This window comes from Streptomyces echinatus (assembly GCF_014203595.1).
Lineage (GTDB): Bacteria > Actinomycetota > Actinomycetes > Streptomycetales > Streptomycetaceae > Streptomyces > Streptomyces echinatus.
Map to the genome: position 1 here is coordinate 470,733 of NZ_JACHJK010000001.1, position 16,928 is coordinate 487,660.

At 70.6% G+C, this 16,928-nt stretch carries 14 protein-coding genes and 2 tRNA genes; 11 read left to right on the forward strand and 5 right to left on the reverse strand.

Features of this window, described 5'->3' with window-relative positions:
- Positions 1 to 160: 160 nt before the first annotated feature.
- Complete coding sequence (locus FHS34_RS02030; RefSeq protein WP_184959714.1) at positions 161 to 1,579, reverse strand: amino acid permease; 1,419 nt, start codon at positions 1,577 to 1,579, stop codon at positions 161 to 163.
- A gap of 257 nt (positions 1,580 to 1,836) precedes the next feature.
- Here FHS34_RS02030 and FHS34_RS02035 point away from each other — a divergent pair, with 257 nt between their 5' ends.
- Both FHS34_RS02035 and FHS34_RS02040 read left to right on the forward strand, forming a co-directional pair.
- Positions 1,837 to 2,325: a ribose-5-phosphate isomerase gene (locus FHS34_RS02035; protein WP_184959716.1), complete on the forward strand. Its 489-nt coding sequence runs from the start codon at positions 1,837 to 1,839 to the stop codon at positions 2,323 to 2,325.
- 59 nt (positions 2,326 to 2,384) lie between these two features.
- Positions 2,385 to 3,194, forward strand: coding sequence for an Fpg/Nei family DNA glycosylase (locus FHS34_RS02040; protein WP_184959718.1), 810 nt, complete (start codon positions 2,385 to 2,387; stop codon positions 3,192 to 3,194).
- Between the two features lie 106 nt (positions 3,195 to 3,300).
- Here FHS34_RS02040 and FHS34_RS02045 read toward each other — a convergent pair whose 3' ends face one another.
- Positions 3,301 to 4,542 (reverse strand): GNAT family N-acetyltransferase, encoded by a 1,242-nt coding sequence (locus FHS34_RS02045; RefSeq protein WP_184959720.1) that lies wholly within the window; start codon positions 4,540 to 4,542, stop codon positions 3,301 to 3,303.
- A gap of 161 nt (positions 4,543 to 4,703) precedes the next feature.
- Between FHS34_RS02045 and FHS34_RS02050 the strand changes: the two genes are divergently transcribed.
- The gene (locus tag FHS34_RS02050; protein ID WP_184959722.1) at positions 4,704 to 5,873 is read left to right on the forward strand and encodes a PP2C family protein-serine/threonine phosphatase; all 1,170 of its coding nucleotides are present in this window, start codon (positions 4,704 to 4,706) and stop codon (positions 5,871 to 5,873) included.
- Between the two features lie 75 nt (positions 5,874 to 5,948).
- Positions 5,949 to 6,404, forward strand: coding sequence for an HD domain-containing protein (locus tag FHS34_RS02055; protein WP_184959724.1), 456 nt, complete (start codon positions 5,949 to 5,951; stop codon positions 6,402 to 6,404).
- A 13-nt stretch (positions 6,405 to 6,417) separates the two neighbouring features.
- Here the strand turns inward: FHS34_RS02055 and FHS34_RS02060 are convergent, their stop codons facing one another.
- A complete protein-coding gene (locus tag FHS34_RS02060; RefSeq protein WP_184959726.1) occupies positions 6,418 to 7,599 on the reverse strand; it encodes an acyltransferase family protein in 1,182 nt (393 codons plus the stop codon).
- Between the two features lie 440 nt (positions 7,600 to 8,039).
- On the opposite strand from FHS34_RS02060, the gene FHS34_RS02065 reads away from it, so the two are divergent.
- Both FHS34_RS02065 and FHS34_RS02070 read left to right on the forward strand, forming a co-directional pair.
- Entirely contained in the window at positions 8,040 to 8,234 is a 195-nt protein-coding gene (locus FHS34_RS02065) for a hypothetical protein (RefSeq protein ID WP_184959728.1), read from the forward strand.
- A 67-nt stretch (positions 8,235 to 8,301) separates the two neighbouring features.
- Positions 8,302 to 10,446: a serine/threonine-protein kinase gene (locus FHS34_RS02070; protein WP_184959730.1), complete on the forward strand. Its 2,145-nt coding sequence runs from the start codon at positions 8,302 to 8,304 to the stop codon at positions 10,444 to 10,446.
- An 89-nt stretch (positions 10,447 to 10,535) separates the two neighbouring features.
- Here FHS34_RS02070 and FHS34_RS02075 read toward each other — a convergent pair.
- Positions 10,536 to 10,606: transfer RNA gene (locus FHS34_RS02075), tRNA-Gly, on the reverse strand.
- 161 nt (positions 10,607 to 10,767) lie between these two features.
- Between FHS34_RS02075 and FHS34_RS02080 the strand changes: the two genes are divergently transcribed.
- From FHS34_RS02080 to clpX, 5 genes are all read left to right on the forward strand, one after another.
- Positions 10,768 to 10,844 (forward strand) — tRNA-Pro (locus FHS34_RS02080).
- 179 nt (positions 10,845 to 11,023) lie between these two features.
- Positions 11,024 to 12,394 carry a trigger factor gene (gene tig, locus FHS34_RS02085; protein ID WP_184959731.1) on the forward strand — a complete coding sequence of 457 codons (1,371 nt, stop codon included), beginning with the start codon at positions 11,024 to 11,026 and terminating at the stop codon, positions 12,392 to 12,394.
- 364 nt (positions 12,395 to 12,758) lie between these two features.
- Complete coding sequence (locus FHS34_RS02090) at positions 12,759 to 13,364, forward strand: ATP-dependent Clp protease proteolytic subunit (protein ID WP_184961287.1); 606 nt, start codon at positions 12,759 to 12,761, stop codon at positions 13,362 to 13,364.
- A 69-nt stretch (positions 13,365 to 13,433) separates the two neighbouring features.
- Positions 13,434 to 14,099 carry an ATP-dependent Clp protease proteolytic subunit gene (locus tag FHS34_RS02095; protein ID WP_184959733.1) on the forward strand — a complete coding sequence of 222 codons (666 nt, stop codon included), beginning with the start codon at positions 13,434 to 13,436 and terminating at the stop codon, positions 14,097 to 14,099.
- A gap of 170 nt (positions 14,100 to 14,269) precedes the next feature.
- Positions 14,270 to 15,556 carry an ATP-dependent Clp protease ATP-binding subunit ClpX gene (clpX, locus tag FHS34_RS02100; protein ID WP_014672712.1) on the forward strand — a complete coding sequence of 429 codons (1,287 nt, stop codon included), beginning with the start codon at positions 14,270 to 14,272 and terminating at the stop codon, positions 15,554 to 15,556.
- 358 nt (positions 15,557 to 15,914) lie between these two features.
- Here clpX and FHS34_RS02105 read toward each other — a convergent pair whose 3' ends face one another.
- Positions 15,915 to 16,880, reverse strand: coding sequence for a hypothetical protein (locus FHS34_RS02105; protein WP_184959735.1), 966 nt, complete (start codon positions 16,878 to 16,880; stop codon positions 15,915 to 15,917).
- Positions 16,881 to 16,928: the final 48 nt, after the last annotated feature.

The window sequence follows — 16,928 nt, forward strand, 5'->3', positions numbered from 1 at the left end:
GCGTCCGCTCCGCGGTTCCCGTGGCAGAGGCCCGCCCGGTCGTCGTTCTCCGCGACCCGGCGGGCCTTTGTCGTATCCGCGCCGTGCGCCGGAGGCGGGAAAACGGCATGGCCGCACAACCTGGGTCAGGTTGTGCGGCCATGCCCGGTCCGGGACCGGATCAGCCGATGGAGACCTTGTCGGCCGGTGCCTCGGCGACGGGCGCCGGGCGGTTCGCCGTGACCTTCTGCTTGACCAGCGCGACCACCAGCACCACCGCGGCGACCAGCAGGGACAGCAGGACCGTCTCCCGGCCGTCGTGCTTGGTGTCGAAGAGCATGTACACCAGGACGAAGACGATCATTCCGGCCGTCGCCCAGGTCAGGTACGGGTACAGCCACATCTTCACGACGAGCTTCTCCGGCGCCTCACGCTGGATGATCTTCCGCATCCGCAGCTGCGAGAAGCAGATGACGAGCCACACGAACAGGGCGACCGCACCGCTGGAGTTGAGCAGGAAGAGGAAGACCGTGTCCGGGTACTGGTAGTTGAAGAACACGGCCACGAAGCCGAAGACGACCGAGGACAGGATCGCCGCCATCGGGACACCGCGGGACGTGGTGCGGGCGAACGCCTTCGGGGCGTCACCGCGCTGGCCGAGCGAGAAGGCCATCCGGGAGGCCGTGTACAGGCCGGAGTTGAGGCAGGACAGCACCGAGGTCAGCACGATGACGTTCATGACCTCGCCGGCGTGGGCGATGCCGAGGGAGTTCAGCGCGGCGACGTAGGAGCCGTCCTTCTGGATGGACGGGTCGTTCCACGGCAGCAGCGAGACGACGACCAGGATCGAGCCCAGGTAGAAGACGCCGATCCGCCAGATGATGCTGTTGGTGGACTTGGTGACCGCGCGCTCCGGGTCCTCCGACTCGCCGGCCGCCAGGGTGGCGATCTCGCTGCCCATGAAGGAGAAGACGACCAGCAGCACACCGGTGAGGATGGCGCCCGGCCCGTGCGGCAGGAAGCCGCCCTCGCCGGTCAGGTTGGAGAAGCTCGCCTTGTCGGCGTGCACGCCCGGCAGCACGCCGAACACGGCGAGCAGACCGACGACGACGAACGCGCCGATCGCCACGACCTTGATGCCGGCGAACCAGAACTCGAACTCGCCGTAGGAGCCGACGGAGACCAGGTTGGTCGCGGTCAGGACGACCATCACGATCAGCGCCCAGCCCCATTGCGGGACGGCCGGGACCCAGCCTTCGAGGATCTTCGCGCCGGCGGTCGCCTCGACGGCGAGCACGACGACCCAGAAGAACCAGTACAGCCAGCCGATGGAGAAGCCGGCCCAGCGGCCCAGGGCACGGTCGGCGTGCGCGGAGAAGGAGCCGGAGGTGGGGTTGGCGGCGGACATCTCGCCGAGCATCCGCATCACGAGGACGACGAGGGTGCCCACGAGGGCGTACGACAGCAGGATGCCGGGGCCCGCCGTGGCGATGCCGGAGCTGGACCCGACGAAGAGTCCGGCACCGATCACACCTCCGATGGCGATCATCGTGAGATGGCGGTTCTTGAGGCCTGCTTGAAGTCCGGAACCAGGGGTCATGGACGGATTTCCTTTGCGCCGGTGGAGCGTTTCCCGTACGAGCGGGGGTGCCGTTGTGCGGCTGGGTACGGGGCCTCGCACGAGCGGTGTACGAGGCGGTCCAGTGAATCGGAGGCGAACGAATTCGGGAACCTCTGAATCCGTATCGTTACTTGAGGTTGCCTTGAGGTTCTATGGCCCGGCTCACATTTTCCGGGGGGAAGTTCGCGCCGACACCCGGGGCTGCTGCCCCCCTGCGGGCGTGTCACACTCGTTGCATGCGCGTGTATCTCGGCTCGGACCATGCGGGCTACGAACTGAAGAACCACCTCGTCGAGTGGCTGAAGGCCGCCGGGCACGAGCCCGTCGACTGCGGGCCGCACATCTACGACGCCCAGGACGACTACCCGCCGTTCTGCCTGCGCGCCGCGGAGCGGGCAGCCGCCGACGGCGACGCCCTCGGCATCGTGATCGGCGGCTCCGGCAACGGTGAGCAGATCGCCGCGAACAAGGTGAAGGGCGTGCGCGCGGCGCTGGCCTGGAGCGAGGAGACGGCGGCGCTCGGCCGTCAGCACAACGACGCCAACGTGGTGGCCGTGGGTGCGCGCATGCACAGCACGGAAGAGGCCACCAAGTTCGTCGAGGTGTTCCTGAACACGCCGTTCTCCGGTGACGAGCGTCACATCCGCCGCATCGACATGCTGTCGGCGTACGAGACCACGGGCGACCTCCCGCCGGTCCCGGCCCACCACCCGCAGCAGGACTGAAGCCACCCCCGGGCCCGGACGGACACCGGGCCCGGAGGCTCCGAAAGGAACAGGAAACCGTGCCAGAGGGGCACACGATCCACCGGCTGGCGCAGGACTACGCAGCCCGCTTCCTGGGCACGGCCCCCCGCGTCACCAGCCCCCAGGGCAAGTTCTCCGACGCCGCCGCCCTCCTGGACGGCACCGCACTGACCGCCACCGAAGCCCACGGCAAGCACCTCTTCCTGGGCTTCCGGGACGCCGACTGGGTCCACATCCACCTCGGCCTCTTCGGCAAGGTCGGCTTCGGCGACGCCCCGGCGCCCCCGCCCACGGACACCGTCCGGCTCCGGCTCGCAGGCGGCACCTCGTACGTCGACCTGCGCGGCCCCACCACCTGCGCCCTGATCACGGACGCCGAGAAGCGCGCCGTGCACGACCGGCTCGGCCCCGACCCGCTGCGCGCGGACGCCGACCCGGGCACGGCGTACCGGAGGGTCTCCCGCAGCCGCACGACGATCGCCGCGCTGCTCATGGACCAGAAGGTCGTCGCCGGCGTCGGCAACGTCTACCGCGCCGAGGTCCTCTTCCGGCACGGCATCGACCCCTACCGCGCGGGCCGGGACATCACCCCGGCCGAGTGGGAGGCGATGTGGGCCGACCTGGCCGGGCTGATGCGGGAGGGCGTGCGCAACAACCGCATCGACACCGTCCGCCCCGAGCACACCCCGGAGGCGATGGGCCGTCCGCCCCGCGTGGACGACCACGGCGGCGAGGTGTACGTCTACCGCCGGGCGAACCTGCCCTGCCACCTCTGCGGCGACGAGATCCGCACCGCCGGCCTCGCCGCCCGCAACCTCTTCTGGTGCCCCCGCTGCCAGAACCGGTGACCCCCGGCCCGGCTCCCCGGGAGTGCCCTCCCGGGCCGCGGGCGGCCCGTGTGCCGCACGCCGGCAGGGGAGAGGCCCCTTCCCGGCCCCGTCCGGCCGAAGGTCCCTAGAAGCCGTGCGGCAGCCACGGGGCCACCGGCGAGCCGAACGCCACCGACGCCTCCGCCAGCGCCCCTGGCCGCAGCTCCCGCACCCGCCCGGCCGACGCCAGCGACAGCAGGGCCACCCCGCCCAGGTAGGCCGAGCCCAGCTCCCGTACGGACAGGGCGAGATCGGCCGCGTCGGCCGTACGCTCGCAGGACGCGCCCTTCGGGTCGCCCGTCAGCCGCCAACGCCCCGCGTTCCACGGGCAGAAGGCGTCCTCGACCTCGAACACGACGTCCACCGGCGTCTGATAGGTCCGCGCCGACAGCGCCGCGCCGACGTCCACGAGCCGGAGGTAGGCGTCGTCGCGCAGCCGCGGCTCGCAGCGGCGGGTGTCGGAGACCAGGTGCCGCCAGGCGTCGTCCACCGGACGCGACCCCACCGACACGGTCGTCATCAGGTCGATGCCGCACAGGAAACGCCACAGCGCCGCCTCGGTCGCCGGGTCGAGCCCGGCCAGGTCCTTCACCCGCACCGTGCCGTCCGGGCCGCTCGGACTCCACTGGGCCTTGGTGTGGAAGCGGGCGTATCCGGTGATCTCGCCGTCCCGCTCGGCGACCACGCACTGCAGCGGCGACGCCCCGTCCCGCTCGCTCGCCGGGTCGACCAGGGGGGCCCGCTCCCAGTGCGGCCGCCGGACCAGCATGCCCGGCCGCCGCGGGACCAGGGCCGCGTACACCGCCTCACAGGCGTCCAGGACGTCGGCCGGCGCCGCGTACCGCAGCCGCACCTCCTCGGCGCCGGCGGGCAGGGCCAGGGTCACCCGGTTCGTGTCGATCTCCGCGCTCAGCCGGAAGGTCGCGGCGCCGTACCCGAACCGGCCGTAGATCGCCGGCTCCGACGCCGTCAGCATCGCGACCGGCTCGCCCAGCGCGCGCACGTCGTCCAGCTGCCGGCGCATGAGGGAGGTCAGCACCCCGCGCCGCCGGTGGGTGGCCGCCACGCTCACCATCGTCACCCCGGCCGCCGGGACCGCCGCCCCGCCCGGCACGGTCACCCGGAAGCTGAACGCCCCCGCCGTGCCGACCAGCGCGTCCCCGTCCCAGACCGCGAGCGAGCGGTCGAACTCGGTGACCGCCTTGTCCACTTCGCGCTCCTCGGCCGGGGCCGGCCCCGACCCGAAGGCCCGGTACAAGGCGTCGTACCACCGGTCCCACTCGTCCTCGCGCAACACCCTCAGCTCGGTTCCGTGAACAGTCCCCATGGGCCATGCCTATCAGGGCATTGGGGGACGAGCCAGTGAATTTCCCCGCTCCGGGAACCCGCCGGCGGGGGCCGGCGGGCGGCGAAAGCGGAATCTCGCACGGGGGACAAGTGGGACCTCCCGTGCCAAGCGGCCGGTCGGCTGGATAGGGTCCCGAACTGATGGCAGCAGGACGACAGCGGCGAGCGAAGGCCGACACGTTCACGGCCCGGTGGAAGATGCAGTGGCACCGGGCCCGGATCGGGCTGCGCAGAAGCGCCGTCGACTACTTCCGCGGCGACGGCTCCGACTGGATCGCCTTCGCCGGACTGCTGCTGACCGTCCCGGTCCTCGCGGCCATGACCCTCTTCGACTCGGTGTGGTGCTCCCCGGCCACCCTGGTGCTGCCGATCGTCGCCGGCGGCCTGGTGCTGCGCCCGGCGAGCCTGCTCGGCCTGTACGCGGCGGCGGCCACCGCGCTGATCGTGGAGTCGGTGCGGCTCGGCCCCTACACCGAGGGGCCCTCCCGGGTCACCCCGGGCATCGTCCTGGTGGTCGCCGCGTGCGGCTTCTTCGGGCTGCTGACCGCGCAGTTCCGCAGCCGGGTCGGCGTGCCGTGGCGGCGCGGCGGCACCATGCTGTTCGACCTGCGCGAGCGGATCCGGGTGCAGAGCAAGCTGCCGAAGCTGCCGAAGGGCTGGCACCACGAGATGGCGCTGCGCCCGGCGGGCGGCCAGTCCTTCTCCGGGGACTTCGTCGTCGCCTCCCGGACGAACGGCGGCCGGACCCTGGAGGTCGTGCTGACCGACGTGTCCGGCAAGGGCATGGACGCGGGCTCGCGCGCCCTGCTGCTGTCCGGCGCCTTCGGCGGCCTCGTCGGCTCCCTGCCCCCGCACGCCTTCCTCCCGGCCGCCAACGGCTATCTGCTCCGCCAGGACTGGGACGAGGGCTTCGCCACCTCCATCCACCTGGTGCTGGACCTGGACTCCGGGGACTACGAGCTGTACTCCGCCGGCCATCCGCCGGGGCTGCAGCTGAGCGCGGGCAGCGGACGCTGGGAGGAGAAGGCGGCCGAGGGCCCGCTGCTCGGTGTGTATGACGGCGCCCAGTTCGACTCCGTGAAGGGCTCGCTGCGGCCCGGGGACGTGCTGATGCTGTTCACGGACGGTCTGGTGGAGACCTCCGACCGGGACATCGTGGAGGGCATCGACCGGCTCACCGGCGAGGCCGACCGCTATGTGGCCGGGGGCTTCCACGGCGCCGCCTGGCACCTCATCGAAGCGGTCGCCAGGGACGTCAACGACGACCGGGCGCTGCTGCTGATCTGCCGTGAGGCGGCCGCCGCCCGCTGAGCCGGGTGAGGCCGCCGCGGCCCGCCCGCGCCGCAGGGGGCGTGCCGGGGCGGTGCGCGGGAGACACTGGGCGGCATGACCCACCTCACCCTGCCCGAGGTCGAGAGCCTCGCGCGCGCCGCCCACGAGGGGCAGACCGACAAGGCGGGACGGCCGTACGCCGAACACCTCGCGGCCGTCGCCGAGGGCGTACGCGCCCGCGGCGGCGACCCGGAACAGATCGCGGCGGCCTGGCTGCACGACTCCGTGGAGGACGCCGCGCTGAGCGAGGAGTGGCTGGCCGCGGCCGCCCTCACCGAGCGCACCAAGGCGATCGTGGGCGCCCTCACCAAGCGGCCGGGGGAGCCGCCGGAGGCGTACGCGGGCCGGATCCTGGCCACCCCGGGCGCGCTGCTGGTGAAGGAGGCCGACCTGGGGCACAACGCCGACCCGCGGCGCCTCGCGGTCCTCGACGAGCCGACCCGGAGACGGCTGACCGAGAAGTACGCCCGGATGCGCGCACTTCTCGGCCTGGAGGAGGAACCGGGCTGATCCGAACGCCTCCCTAGGCGCTGGCCTTCTCCCGCTGCTCGTGCCGCTCGCGGGCCGGCCCGGCCGCGTCCTGCCGGAACGCCCACTCCAGGCTCGGCTCCATCGCGAAGCGGAACAGGCGCCGCACCGGCCGCGTGCACAGCGCCGTGACGGCGGCCGCGGCGAGCGCGGTCACCAGGATCTCGCCGAGCGGGCGGTGCAGCCAGGAGTGGTCGTACCAGCCGCGGTAGTCGGCGAGCTTCACCAGGAAGCCGTGCAGCAGGTAGCCGTAGAGCGTGCCCGCGCCGAGCGCCGTGAACCACATCCTCCGGCGCGGCACCCAGGCGAAGAAGCCGGCCGTCAGCGCCAGCGAGCAGCCCATCAGCGCGAGCGTCATCACCGGGCCGCACCACCACGGGGCACCCAGTTCCTGTGCCGAGTCGCGGTGGTAGAACCACCCGGTGTTCATGCGCGGCACCGCCCACCAGCCGAACGCCAGCGCCGCCGCGAACACCGGCACCGAGGCGATCCGCACCCAGCGGCGGCGCACCAGCTGGAAGTGCTCGGTCTTCATGCACAGGCCGAGCACGAAGTACGGCAGGAACTGCAGGACACGCTGCAGGTCCAGATCGTCACCGATCTCCGGGCTGACGGTCGCCAGCATGGCGATGCCGACGGCCAGCGGCAGCGGCCGGCGCACCAGCTTCCAGACGGGCGTGGTCAGCCGCCAGACGAACAGGGCGACGAGGAACCAGGTCAGGTACCAGGGGTCGAGGAGGCTGATGTCCTCGTGGGAGCCGGTGACGAGGTTCTTGAAGAGCGGGTACGCCGTCTCGAACAGCACGTACGGCACGACGACCCCGGTGATCAGCCGCTTCAGCCGGTCCGGGCGCATGTCGAAACTGCGTGAGAAGAAGCCGGAGATGATGATGAACGCCGGCATGTGGAAGCTGTACACGACGGAGTACGCGGCCTCCACGATCCGGCTGTCGTCCTTCAGCGGTTCCCACGCGTGACCCATCGCGACGAGCACGATGGCCAGGTACTTGGCGTTGTCGAAGAACGCGTCGCGCTCGCCGCGGGGTCTGTCCCGCGCCGTCTGCCGCTCCTCCCGGGCACCGACCGGGGTGCGCGGGCCGGGCACTCCGTCCGCCGACGGCTGGGCCGGGGGGAGTGGACTGCGGTTCTGGCCGGGGGACGGGGCGGCGTCAAACATCTGAGGCACCCTAGCGTCGCCCGCGGGTATTCGTAAAACGCCCGTAGTCATTCCTGGCTATTCGCGTTCGAGTACCCGCTGTTTTACCGAACTTGCCCCCCGGTGCGCGTGATGGTGCGCACACCCGGGTCGCCAGTTCACCCTTGATGTACCGATTCATCCTGACTAATTGGGGCATGCCTCGCCCCTGTGTCGCCAATTCGAATTACCTGCGCACAAGATGTGTGGACACGGAAACGAAGTCGCGCAATTCCACGGCGAGTCACCTGCGGGTGCCCATTCGAATTGCAGTGCGGAAGATCGCCCGCGACGGGACGGCACCCGACGTTGTGTCACGGGCCGCATAGGGTGGCCGGGTTGGTGGCACGATGGTTCTGGCGGGGGTGTGCGGGCCGTACCCCCGGGCCGGGAGAGCGGACCGACCGAGGGTGTGATCAGTTGTGGCCATTTCACTGTCTGTGGTGCTGCTGTTGGCGATCATCCTGGTGGTGCTGATCCGAGGGGGGAACATCAAGGCCGGCCCCGCCATCGTCGCCATCCTCTTCGGTTTCTTCCTGGCCTCGACCGGCATGGCACCATCGATCAGCCGCTTCCTGAACTCGATAGCGGAGTCCATCAACTCGATCAGGTTCTGACCGGCGGGGGAGCCGGCAGGGGGCCGTGACGGGCTGAACAACTGAAACAACGGGGGGACGTACGGGAATGGCGCTGCGCGACTCGGACCCGGCGGAGGTCGGCGGCTACCGGATCGACGACCGCCTCGGCAGCGGCGGCATGGGGGTGGTCTACCTCGCCCGCTCCGCCTCCGGCCGCCGGCTCGCCGTCAAGGTCGTCCACGCCCAGTACGCCGACGACGACGAGTTCCGCATCCGGTTCCGCCGCGAGGTGGCCGCCGCCCGCCAGGTCAGCGGCGCCTTCACGGCCCCCGTGGTGGACGCGGACGCCGACGCGTCCCGCCCCTGGATGGCCACCGTCTACATCCCCGGCGAGGACCTCGGCACCCACGTCCGCCGGCACGGCCCGCTCCCGCCGGACCGGCTCCGCGAACTCGCCGCCGGCCTCGCCGAGGCCCTGCGCGACATCCACCGCGCCGGAGTGGTGCACCGGGACCTGAAACCGGCCAACGTCATGCTCGCCGAGGACGGCCCCCGGGTCATCGACTTCGGCATCTCCCGCGCGGCCGAGGCCGCCGGGATGGACGCCCTCACCCAGACCGGCCGGGTGATGGGCACCCCGCCCTTCATGTCCCCCGAGCAGTTCGCCGCCCCGCACGAGGTCGGCCCGGCCACCGACATCTTCTCCCTCGGCGCCGTCGTCGCGTACGCCGCCACCCGGCGCGGTCCCTTCGACAGCCCGAGCCCCTGGGAGACCGCGACCCGGGTGGTCGAGGGCGACCCCGACCTGGCCGGCGTCCCCGCCGACCTGCTGCCCTTCGTCCGCCTCTGCCTGGAGAAGCACCCCAAGTCCCGTCCCGGCCCCGACGAGCTCCTGCACCTGCTCCGCGAGGGCCGGCTGCCCGACCCCCGCCCCGAGGCCGCCCCGCCCGACACCGCGCCGCCGCGCCCGCGCCGGCGCCGCCGCTGGCCCGCCGCCGTCGCCGCCACCGCCGTGCTGGCCGCCGTCGCCGCCACCGGCACCCTCCTCGCCCGCGACGGCGGGGACACCCCGCACGCCCTGCCGGCCGGCTGGCACACCTGGCACCGGCAGGCCGAGGACCCCCTGGCCGGGGACCCGGACTCGATGGGCCCGAGCGGCCCCTTCAGCCGCTGCGTGCTCGCGGACGGGTCGCTGCTGTGCGCCGGCGACAGCATCATGGCCACCCGCTTCACCCTCGCCGACGGCCGCAACGTCTGGACCCGGCCCATGGACCCCACCCCCGCCGAGACCAGCTCCAGCGGCGGCGGCACGATCATCGGCACCCGCCCGGGCGCGGTGTACGTCTACGGCGCCGACGACCGCGACATCAAGGGCGGGGACGAGCCCGAGAGCCGCACCCGGTACACCGTGCAGGCCCTCGCCCCCGCCACCGGCAGGCCGATCTGGCGGACGGTCGTCGCCGACAACGTCGACGGCATGGGCCCGGACATCAACGGCGCCGTCGCCGTCCCGGCCGGGGTCATCACCACCTACGGAAACGCCTCCGACTCCTACGCCCTGCTCGACGCCACCGACGGCGGCGTCCGCTGGCACCACAGGCTGCCCGCCGGCGCCGCCCCCGACTGCCAGCTGACCGGCGCCGCAGGCCAGGTGTACCTGATCTGCCACACCTCCGACGACGACGGAAACTACGAGCGCACCACGGCCGCCCAGCTCGACCCCGCCACCGGCAAGGCCCGCTGGCGGATCACGGCCAAGGGCCAGCTCTACCTGTTCGGGCAGACCCGCGGCCACCTCGTCCTCGGCACCGACCCGCTGATGAACCGGCTGACCGGGCTGACCCTGATCAACGCCTCCTCGCACGTCCTGACGACCGTACGGCTGACCGCCCCGCGCACCGCGACGGGCGTCCACCTCGTCCGCGACACCCTCTACCTCACCCTGACCAGCGGCAGCGTCCACGCGGTCGACCCCTGGACCGGGCGGGAGCGGTGGCAGAGCAACTCCACCGTCGAGCAGCCGGGGCCGCCCACCGCCTCGGCCACCCGGCTCTACCTCGCCTCGCCCACCGGCCGGCTGGCCGCCCTGGACCTGCGCACCGGCCGGGTCACCGGCACCCTCCCCGGCCGCGACGACGGCGACACCGGCGGAGGCCCCGACAACACGGCGGCCCCCGTCCTGTCCGGCGACGCCCTCTACGTCCCCTACGGCATACGCGCGGTGTACAGCGTGGATGTCAGGGACCTGTGAACACGCCGGGGCCCGGCCCCACCGGTCCCCGAACGGCCGAAGGCCCAGGGAGAGGAAATCAATCTCTCACCTGGGCCTTCGGCATCCAGAGCGGGCGACGGGAATCGAACCCGCGTAGCTAGTTTGGAAGACTAGGGCTCTACCATTGAGCTACGCCCGCAACGCTGCGCCGCAGGTCGGTGACCGCGGCACTGAAGGCATCGTAGCGGGTCGCCCGCCGCCGAGGCCAACGAGTTCGGCGCGCGGCGATTCGCGCGCGCCGCCTCGGAGAATGCGGCCGACGCGAACCGCCCGGGCATGTACCCTACGTGTCGCACCAGACGGGGTGTGGCGCAGCTTGGTAGCGCGTCCGCTTTGGGAGCGGAAGGCCGTGGGTTCAAATCCCGCCACCCCGACCACCGGCTCGTGTCGTTGCGATGATCACCTTTTGGGGTGCTGACCGGCTGCGGTTACTATGCAAGCTGCGCGCCCGTGTGTCCCGGCCCACTCGGCCTACGAACTCCTCCGGGCGGCGAAATCCGCCGGACCAGTCTGGCTCCGGCAGAACCCAAGAAGTCAGCCACAAGGAGACCGAACCGTGAAGAGCGCCGTGGAGACCCTGAACCCGACCCGGGTTCGGCTCACTGTCGAGGTGCCCTTCGAGGAGCTCAAGGACAGCCTCGACGCGGCGTACAAGAAGATCAACCAGCAGGTCACGGTGAAGGGCTTCCGCAAGGGCAAGATCCCGGCCCGCGTGATCGACCAGCGGTTCGGCCGCGGTGCGGTGCTGGAGGAAGCCGTCAACGACGCGCTGCCGAAGTTCTACACCGAGGCGGTGAACGAGGCCGAGCTCTCCGTCCTGGGCCAGCCCGAGGTCGACATCACCGAGCTGAAGGACGGCGAGACGCTGAACTTCACCGCCGAGGTCGACGTCCGCCCGGCCCTGGAGATCCCGGACTACTCCGGTATCGAGGTCGAGGTCGACGCCATCGAGGTCACCGACGAGGACATCGAGAAGTCGGTCGAGCAGCTCCGTGAGCGCTTCGCCTCCACCTCCCCGGTCGAGCGTGCCGCCGAGGACGGCGACGTCGTCACCATCGACCTGGAGGCCAAGGTCGACGGCGAGGTGCTGGAGGACGGCATCGCCAACGGCGTCTCCTACACCATCGGCTCCGGCGAGCTGCTCGACGGCATCGACGACGCCGTCAAGGGCAAGTCCGCCGGCGAGGAGGCCACCTTCACCTCCGAGCTGAAGGGCGGCTCCGCCGCGGGCCGCGAGGCCGAGGTCACCGTCAAGGTCACCCAGGTCGCCGCCCGCGAACTGCCCGAGCTGGACGACGACTTCGCTCAGCTCGCCTCCGAGTTCGACACCCTGGAGGAGCTGAAGGCCGACAGCCGCAAGCGCCTCACCAACATGAAGCAGTTCGACCAGGCCACGCAGGCCCAGGAGCGCGTCCTGGAGAAGCTGCTGGACCTGGTGGAGGTGCCCGTCCCCGAGAAGCTCCTCGAGGACGAGGTCAACACCCGCAAGCACAACCTGGAGCACCACCAGCTCGGCCAGATGGGCCTCGACCTCGACAAGTACCTGGAGATCCAGGGCAAGACCGCCGAGGAGTTCGAGACCGAGACCCGCGAGGCCGCGGTCAAGGGCATCAAGACCCAGTTCGTCCTGGACGAGCTGGTCAAGAAGGAAGAGCTGAACGTCAACCAGGAGGAGCTCACCGAGCACCTCATGCGGCGTGCGGCCTCCTCCGGCATGTCCCCCGACCAGTTCGCCCAGGCCGTCGTCGAGGGCGGCCAGGTTCCGCTCCTGGTCGGCGAGGTCGCCCGCGGTAAGGCCCTGGCCGTCGTGGTCGAGGCCGCCACGGTGAAGGACACCAACGGCGAGGTCGTCAACCTGGACGACGAGGAGGAGGAGACCGAGGCCGCCGAGGCGTCGGAGACCTCCGAGGAGAACGCCGAGGGCTGAGCCGCCCCGCGGCGCCTCTGACGGCGTGGACGGGCCCCCGGGAGTGTCTCCCGGGGGCCCGTTCGTCACACGGGGGGCGTGAGCCGCCCCCAGGGGCGCGGGGAACCGCGCGAACAACCCGAACGCGCCCGCGGTCCGAAGACCACCCGCACCACCCCTGTGCACCGCACCGTCTCTCCGCGTGAGCGCTACGCCCCCGGCGAACACCCCCATCTCCGGGATTCCCCGAAGGGGCCTGAGCGTTAGGGTCCATAAATACGGGGGCAGGGGAGTCTTCTGAAACCCCCCGCCAAGCCTCCGGCAGGACGACGTGAGACGGCCCGGCGCCGTCGTAAGACGAGCAGGTGGATACGTGACGAATCTGATGCCCTCCGCCGCCGGCCAGCCTTCCATCGGCGGTGGCCTCGGTGACCAGGTGTACAACCGGCTGCTCGACGAGCGAATCATCTTCCTCGGTCAGCAGGTCGACGACGACATCGCGAACAAGATCACCGCGCAGCTGCTGCTCCTCGCCGCGGACCCGGACAAGGACATCTTCCTCTACATCAACAGCCCCGGCGGCTCGGTGACGGCCGGCATGGCGATCTACGACACCATGCAGTACATCCCGAACGACGTCATCACGATCGCCATGGGCATGGCCGCCTCGATGGGGCAGTTCCTGCTGACCGGCGGCACCGCCGGCAAGCGCTTCGCCCTCCCGCACGCCGACATCATGATGCACCAGGGCTCCGCGGGCCTCGGCGGTACGGTCTCGGACATCAAGATCCAGGCCGAGTACCTGCTGCGCACCAAGAGGCGCATGTCCGAGCTGACCGCGCTGCACTCCGGCCAGACGGTCGAGGCGATCATCCGCGACGGTGACCGCGACCGCTGGTTCACCCCGGAAGAGGCCAAGGAGTACGGTCTCATTGACGAGATCATCACGCACGCCTCGGGTGTTCCGGGCGGCGGCGGCACCGGTGCCTGACCGGCCAGACCGCGCCACGCACCGCCGAGACCGAAGCCCCCAGAACGCCACCAGGACGGTGAACACCCCATGAGCAACTTCCCCGGCGCCGCCAGCGGCCTGTACGAAGGGCCCCGCCCCGACAGCCGCTACGTCATTCCGCGCTTCGTCGAGCGCACCTCCCAGGGCATCCGCGAGTACGACCCGTACGCGAAGCTCTTCGAGGAGCGCGTGATCTTCCTGGGCGTCCAGATCGACGACGCCTCCGCCAACGACGTCATGGCGCAGCTGCTGTGCCTGGAGTCGATGGACCCGGACCGCGACATCTCGATCTACATCAACAGCCCCGGTGGCGACATGACCGCCCTCACGGCGATCTACGACACGATGCAGTTCGTGAAGCCGGACATCCAGACGGTCTGCATGGGCCAGGCGGCCTCCGCGGCGGCCATCCTGCTCGCCGCCGGCACCCCCGGCAAGCGCATGGCGCTGCCGAACTCGCGCGTGCTGATCCACCAGCCGGCGGGCTCCACCGGCCGCGGCCAGCTCTCCGACCTGGAGATCATCGCCAAGGAGTTCACCCGGATGCGTGAGCAGCTGGAGGACATGCTGGCGAAGCACTCGAACCAGCCGCTCGAGAAGATCCGCGAGGACATCGAGCGCGACAAGATCCTCACGGCCGAGGAGGCGCTGGAGTACGGCCTCGTCGACCAGATCATCTCCACCCGCAAGCTGAACAACGCATCGGTCCGCTGACGCGGAACCGAGCACTTCCGTCCCCCCTTGGCGCGGTGCACGTCAAAGTGAACCCTGCCAAGGGGGGCCCGAACACCGGGCCCGGCAAGGTACCGTCGGACATAAGGCAGCACCAGGAGCCGCTGGACTGATGACGTCCAGGCGTCTCCCAGGCGAAGGGGAAGCACACCGTGGCACGCATCGGTGACGGCGGCGATCTGCTCAAGTGCTCGTTCTGTGGCAAGAGCCAGAAGCAGGTCAAGAAGCTCATCGCAGGGCCCGGTGTGTACATCTGCGACGAGTGCATCGATCTCTGCAACGAGATCATCGAGGAAGAGCTCGCGGAGACCAGCGAGGTGCGCTGGGAGGAACTGCCCAAGCCCCGTGAGATCTACGAGTTCCTCGAGGGCTACGTGGTGGGCCAGGAGGCCGCCAAGAAGGCACTCTCCGTCGCGGTGTACAACCACTACAAGCGGGTCCAGGCGGGCGAGAACGGCGGCGCGAGCGGCCGTGACGACGCGATCGAGCTGGCGAAGTCCAACATCCTGCTGCTCGGCCCCACGGGCTCGGGCAAGACGCTCCTCGCGCAGACCCTGGCGCGGATGCTGAACGTCCCCTTCGCGATCGCCGACGCGACGGCGCTGACCGAGGCGGGGTACGTCGGCGAGGACGTCGAGAACATCCTGCTGAAGCTGATCCAGGCGGCGGACTACGACGTCAAGAAGGCCGAGACCGGGATCATCTACATCGACGAGATCGACAAGGTCGCCCGTAAGAGCGAGAACCCGTCGATCACCCGTGACGTCTCCGGCGAGGGCGTCCAGCAGGCCCTGCTGAAGATCCTGGAGGGCACCACGGCCTCGGTCCCGCCCCAGGGCGGCCGCAAGCACCCCCACCAGGAGTTCATCCAGATCGACACGACGAACGTGCTGTTCATCGTGGGCGGTGCCTTCGCCGGGCTGGAGAAGATCATCGAGGCGCGGGCCGGCGCCAAGGGCATCGGCTTCGGCGCGACGATCCTCTCCAAGCGCGAGCTGGAGGCCAAGGACGTCTTCGAGGACGTCATGCCGGAGGACCTGGTCAAGTTCGGCATGATCCCCGAGTTCATCGGCCGGCTCCCGGTCATCACCTCGGTCCACAACCTGGACCGCGAGGCCCTGCTCAAGATCCTGGTGGAGCCCCGCAACGCGCTGGTCAAGCAGTACCAGCGCCTGTTCGAACTCGACGGTGTGGAGCTGGACTTCGAGCGCGAGGCGCTGGAGGCCATCGCCGACCAGGCCATCCTCCGCCAGACCGGCGCCCGCGGCCTGCGCGCCATCATGGAGGAGGTCCTCCAGGGCGTGATGTACGAGGTCCCGTCCCGCAAGGACGTGGCCCGCGTCGTCATCACCGCCGACGTGGTCCTCTCCAACGTCAACCCCACCCTCATCCCCCGGGACGCACGGGGCCGGGGCTCGGGGGAGCAGAAGACGGCCTGAGCAACTCGACGCCGACGGGCAGGCACACCCCAGCGCGGGGTGCCTGCCCGTCGGCGTGTCAGACAATGGGCGGTCGTATACCGCCATCGTGCTGCCAGGCCCTGGAGCCGAATCCCGCTTTCATGATCCAATGAGTCGACCTATCCGAACGTTTGTTCGATAGGAGGCCTGCGGCTTCGGGGCGATCAAAACTCCCTTCGGCCCCATGCCGAGCCCGGGTTGTGAACTGGGCCTGAGCAAACTCAACATCAAGGGCGAAGTGTCGAGTCCCGCCTGCCGTCGCGCCTGACAAGCAGGACTGAGGCGCAGAGGGGTGCCCGTCATGCACCGGTGGGCACCCCTCCGGGGTAAACGTGGTTCAGATCTTCACTCGTACGTCGTTGCGGAGCTTGGCCGCGATCTCTGCGGCGTCGTCGACCGAACCCCCCTCGCCCGAGGCGATGGAGGCGACGCTGTACGACGAGACGATGGCGACGGTGCTGTGGTCGCCCCAGATGCAGATCGGCAGCTTCAGGGTCTTGGGTACCCCTGCCTCCGAGGACGCCGAGGCGCTGCTGTCGATCTGGGCCACCTGGCACTTCATGATGCCGTTGAAGTCCGCAGGGTGGACGATCTCGGGGCTGCCGACCAGCTTGCCCTTGGTGTCGGAATCGCCCTGGTCCTTCTCGGACTCCGTCTTGGCCTTGGCGAACATCGCGTCGACAACCGCCTCGGGGTCGTCGATCGTTCCGTACACGCCGCTGAAGCCGAGGCCCTTCATGGTCAGGCCCTTGCCGCTCTCGTACTTGGCGCTGACCTCCGTGGGGTTCTTGACCCCCCACTTCTCGAAGTCCGAACGGTCGGAGTCACTGATGTCGTCCGACGAGTCCGAGTTGCTGGACTTCTTGTACTCCGTCACCACCGTGTCCGGCGTCGTCAGCTTGTGCGGGCCGTCGTCCGCGACGTCGGTGCCGCTGCCGGCGAGCACGAAGTAGGCGCCCACCGCCAGCGCGGCGACCACGGCGACCGCGCCGATGATCAGGCCCGTCTTCTTCTTGCCCCCGGCAGGCTGCGGCGGCTGCGGAACGGCGAACCCCTGCTGGCCGTACGGGTTCGGCTGCTGGCCGTACGGGGCCGGCTGCTGCGGCACGCCCTGCTGCGGGTATCCGTAACCCGGCTGCGGGGCCGCGGGCGCCTGCTGGGGGTAGCCATAGCCGGGCTGCGGCGCCTGCGGCTGCTGGCCGTAGGGGCCCGGCTGGCCGTACGCACCAGGCTGCCCCGGCTGGCCGTAAGGACCCGGCTGCTGGGGCGGCTGGCCGTACGGGCCCGGCTGGTTGTGACTCATTCCTGGGTTCCCCTCCAGATGCCTTATGTGTTCCTGACATCCTGGCGC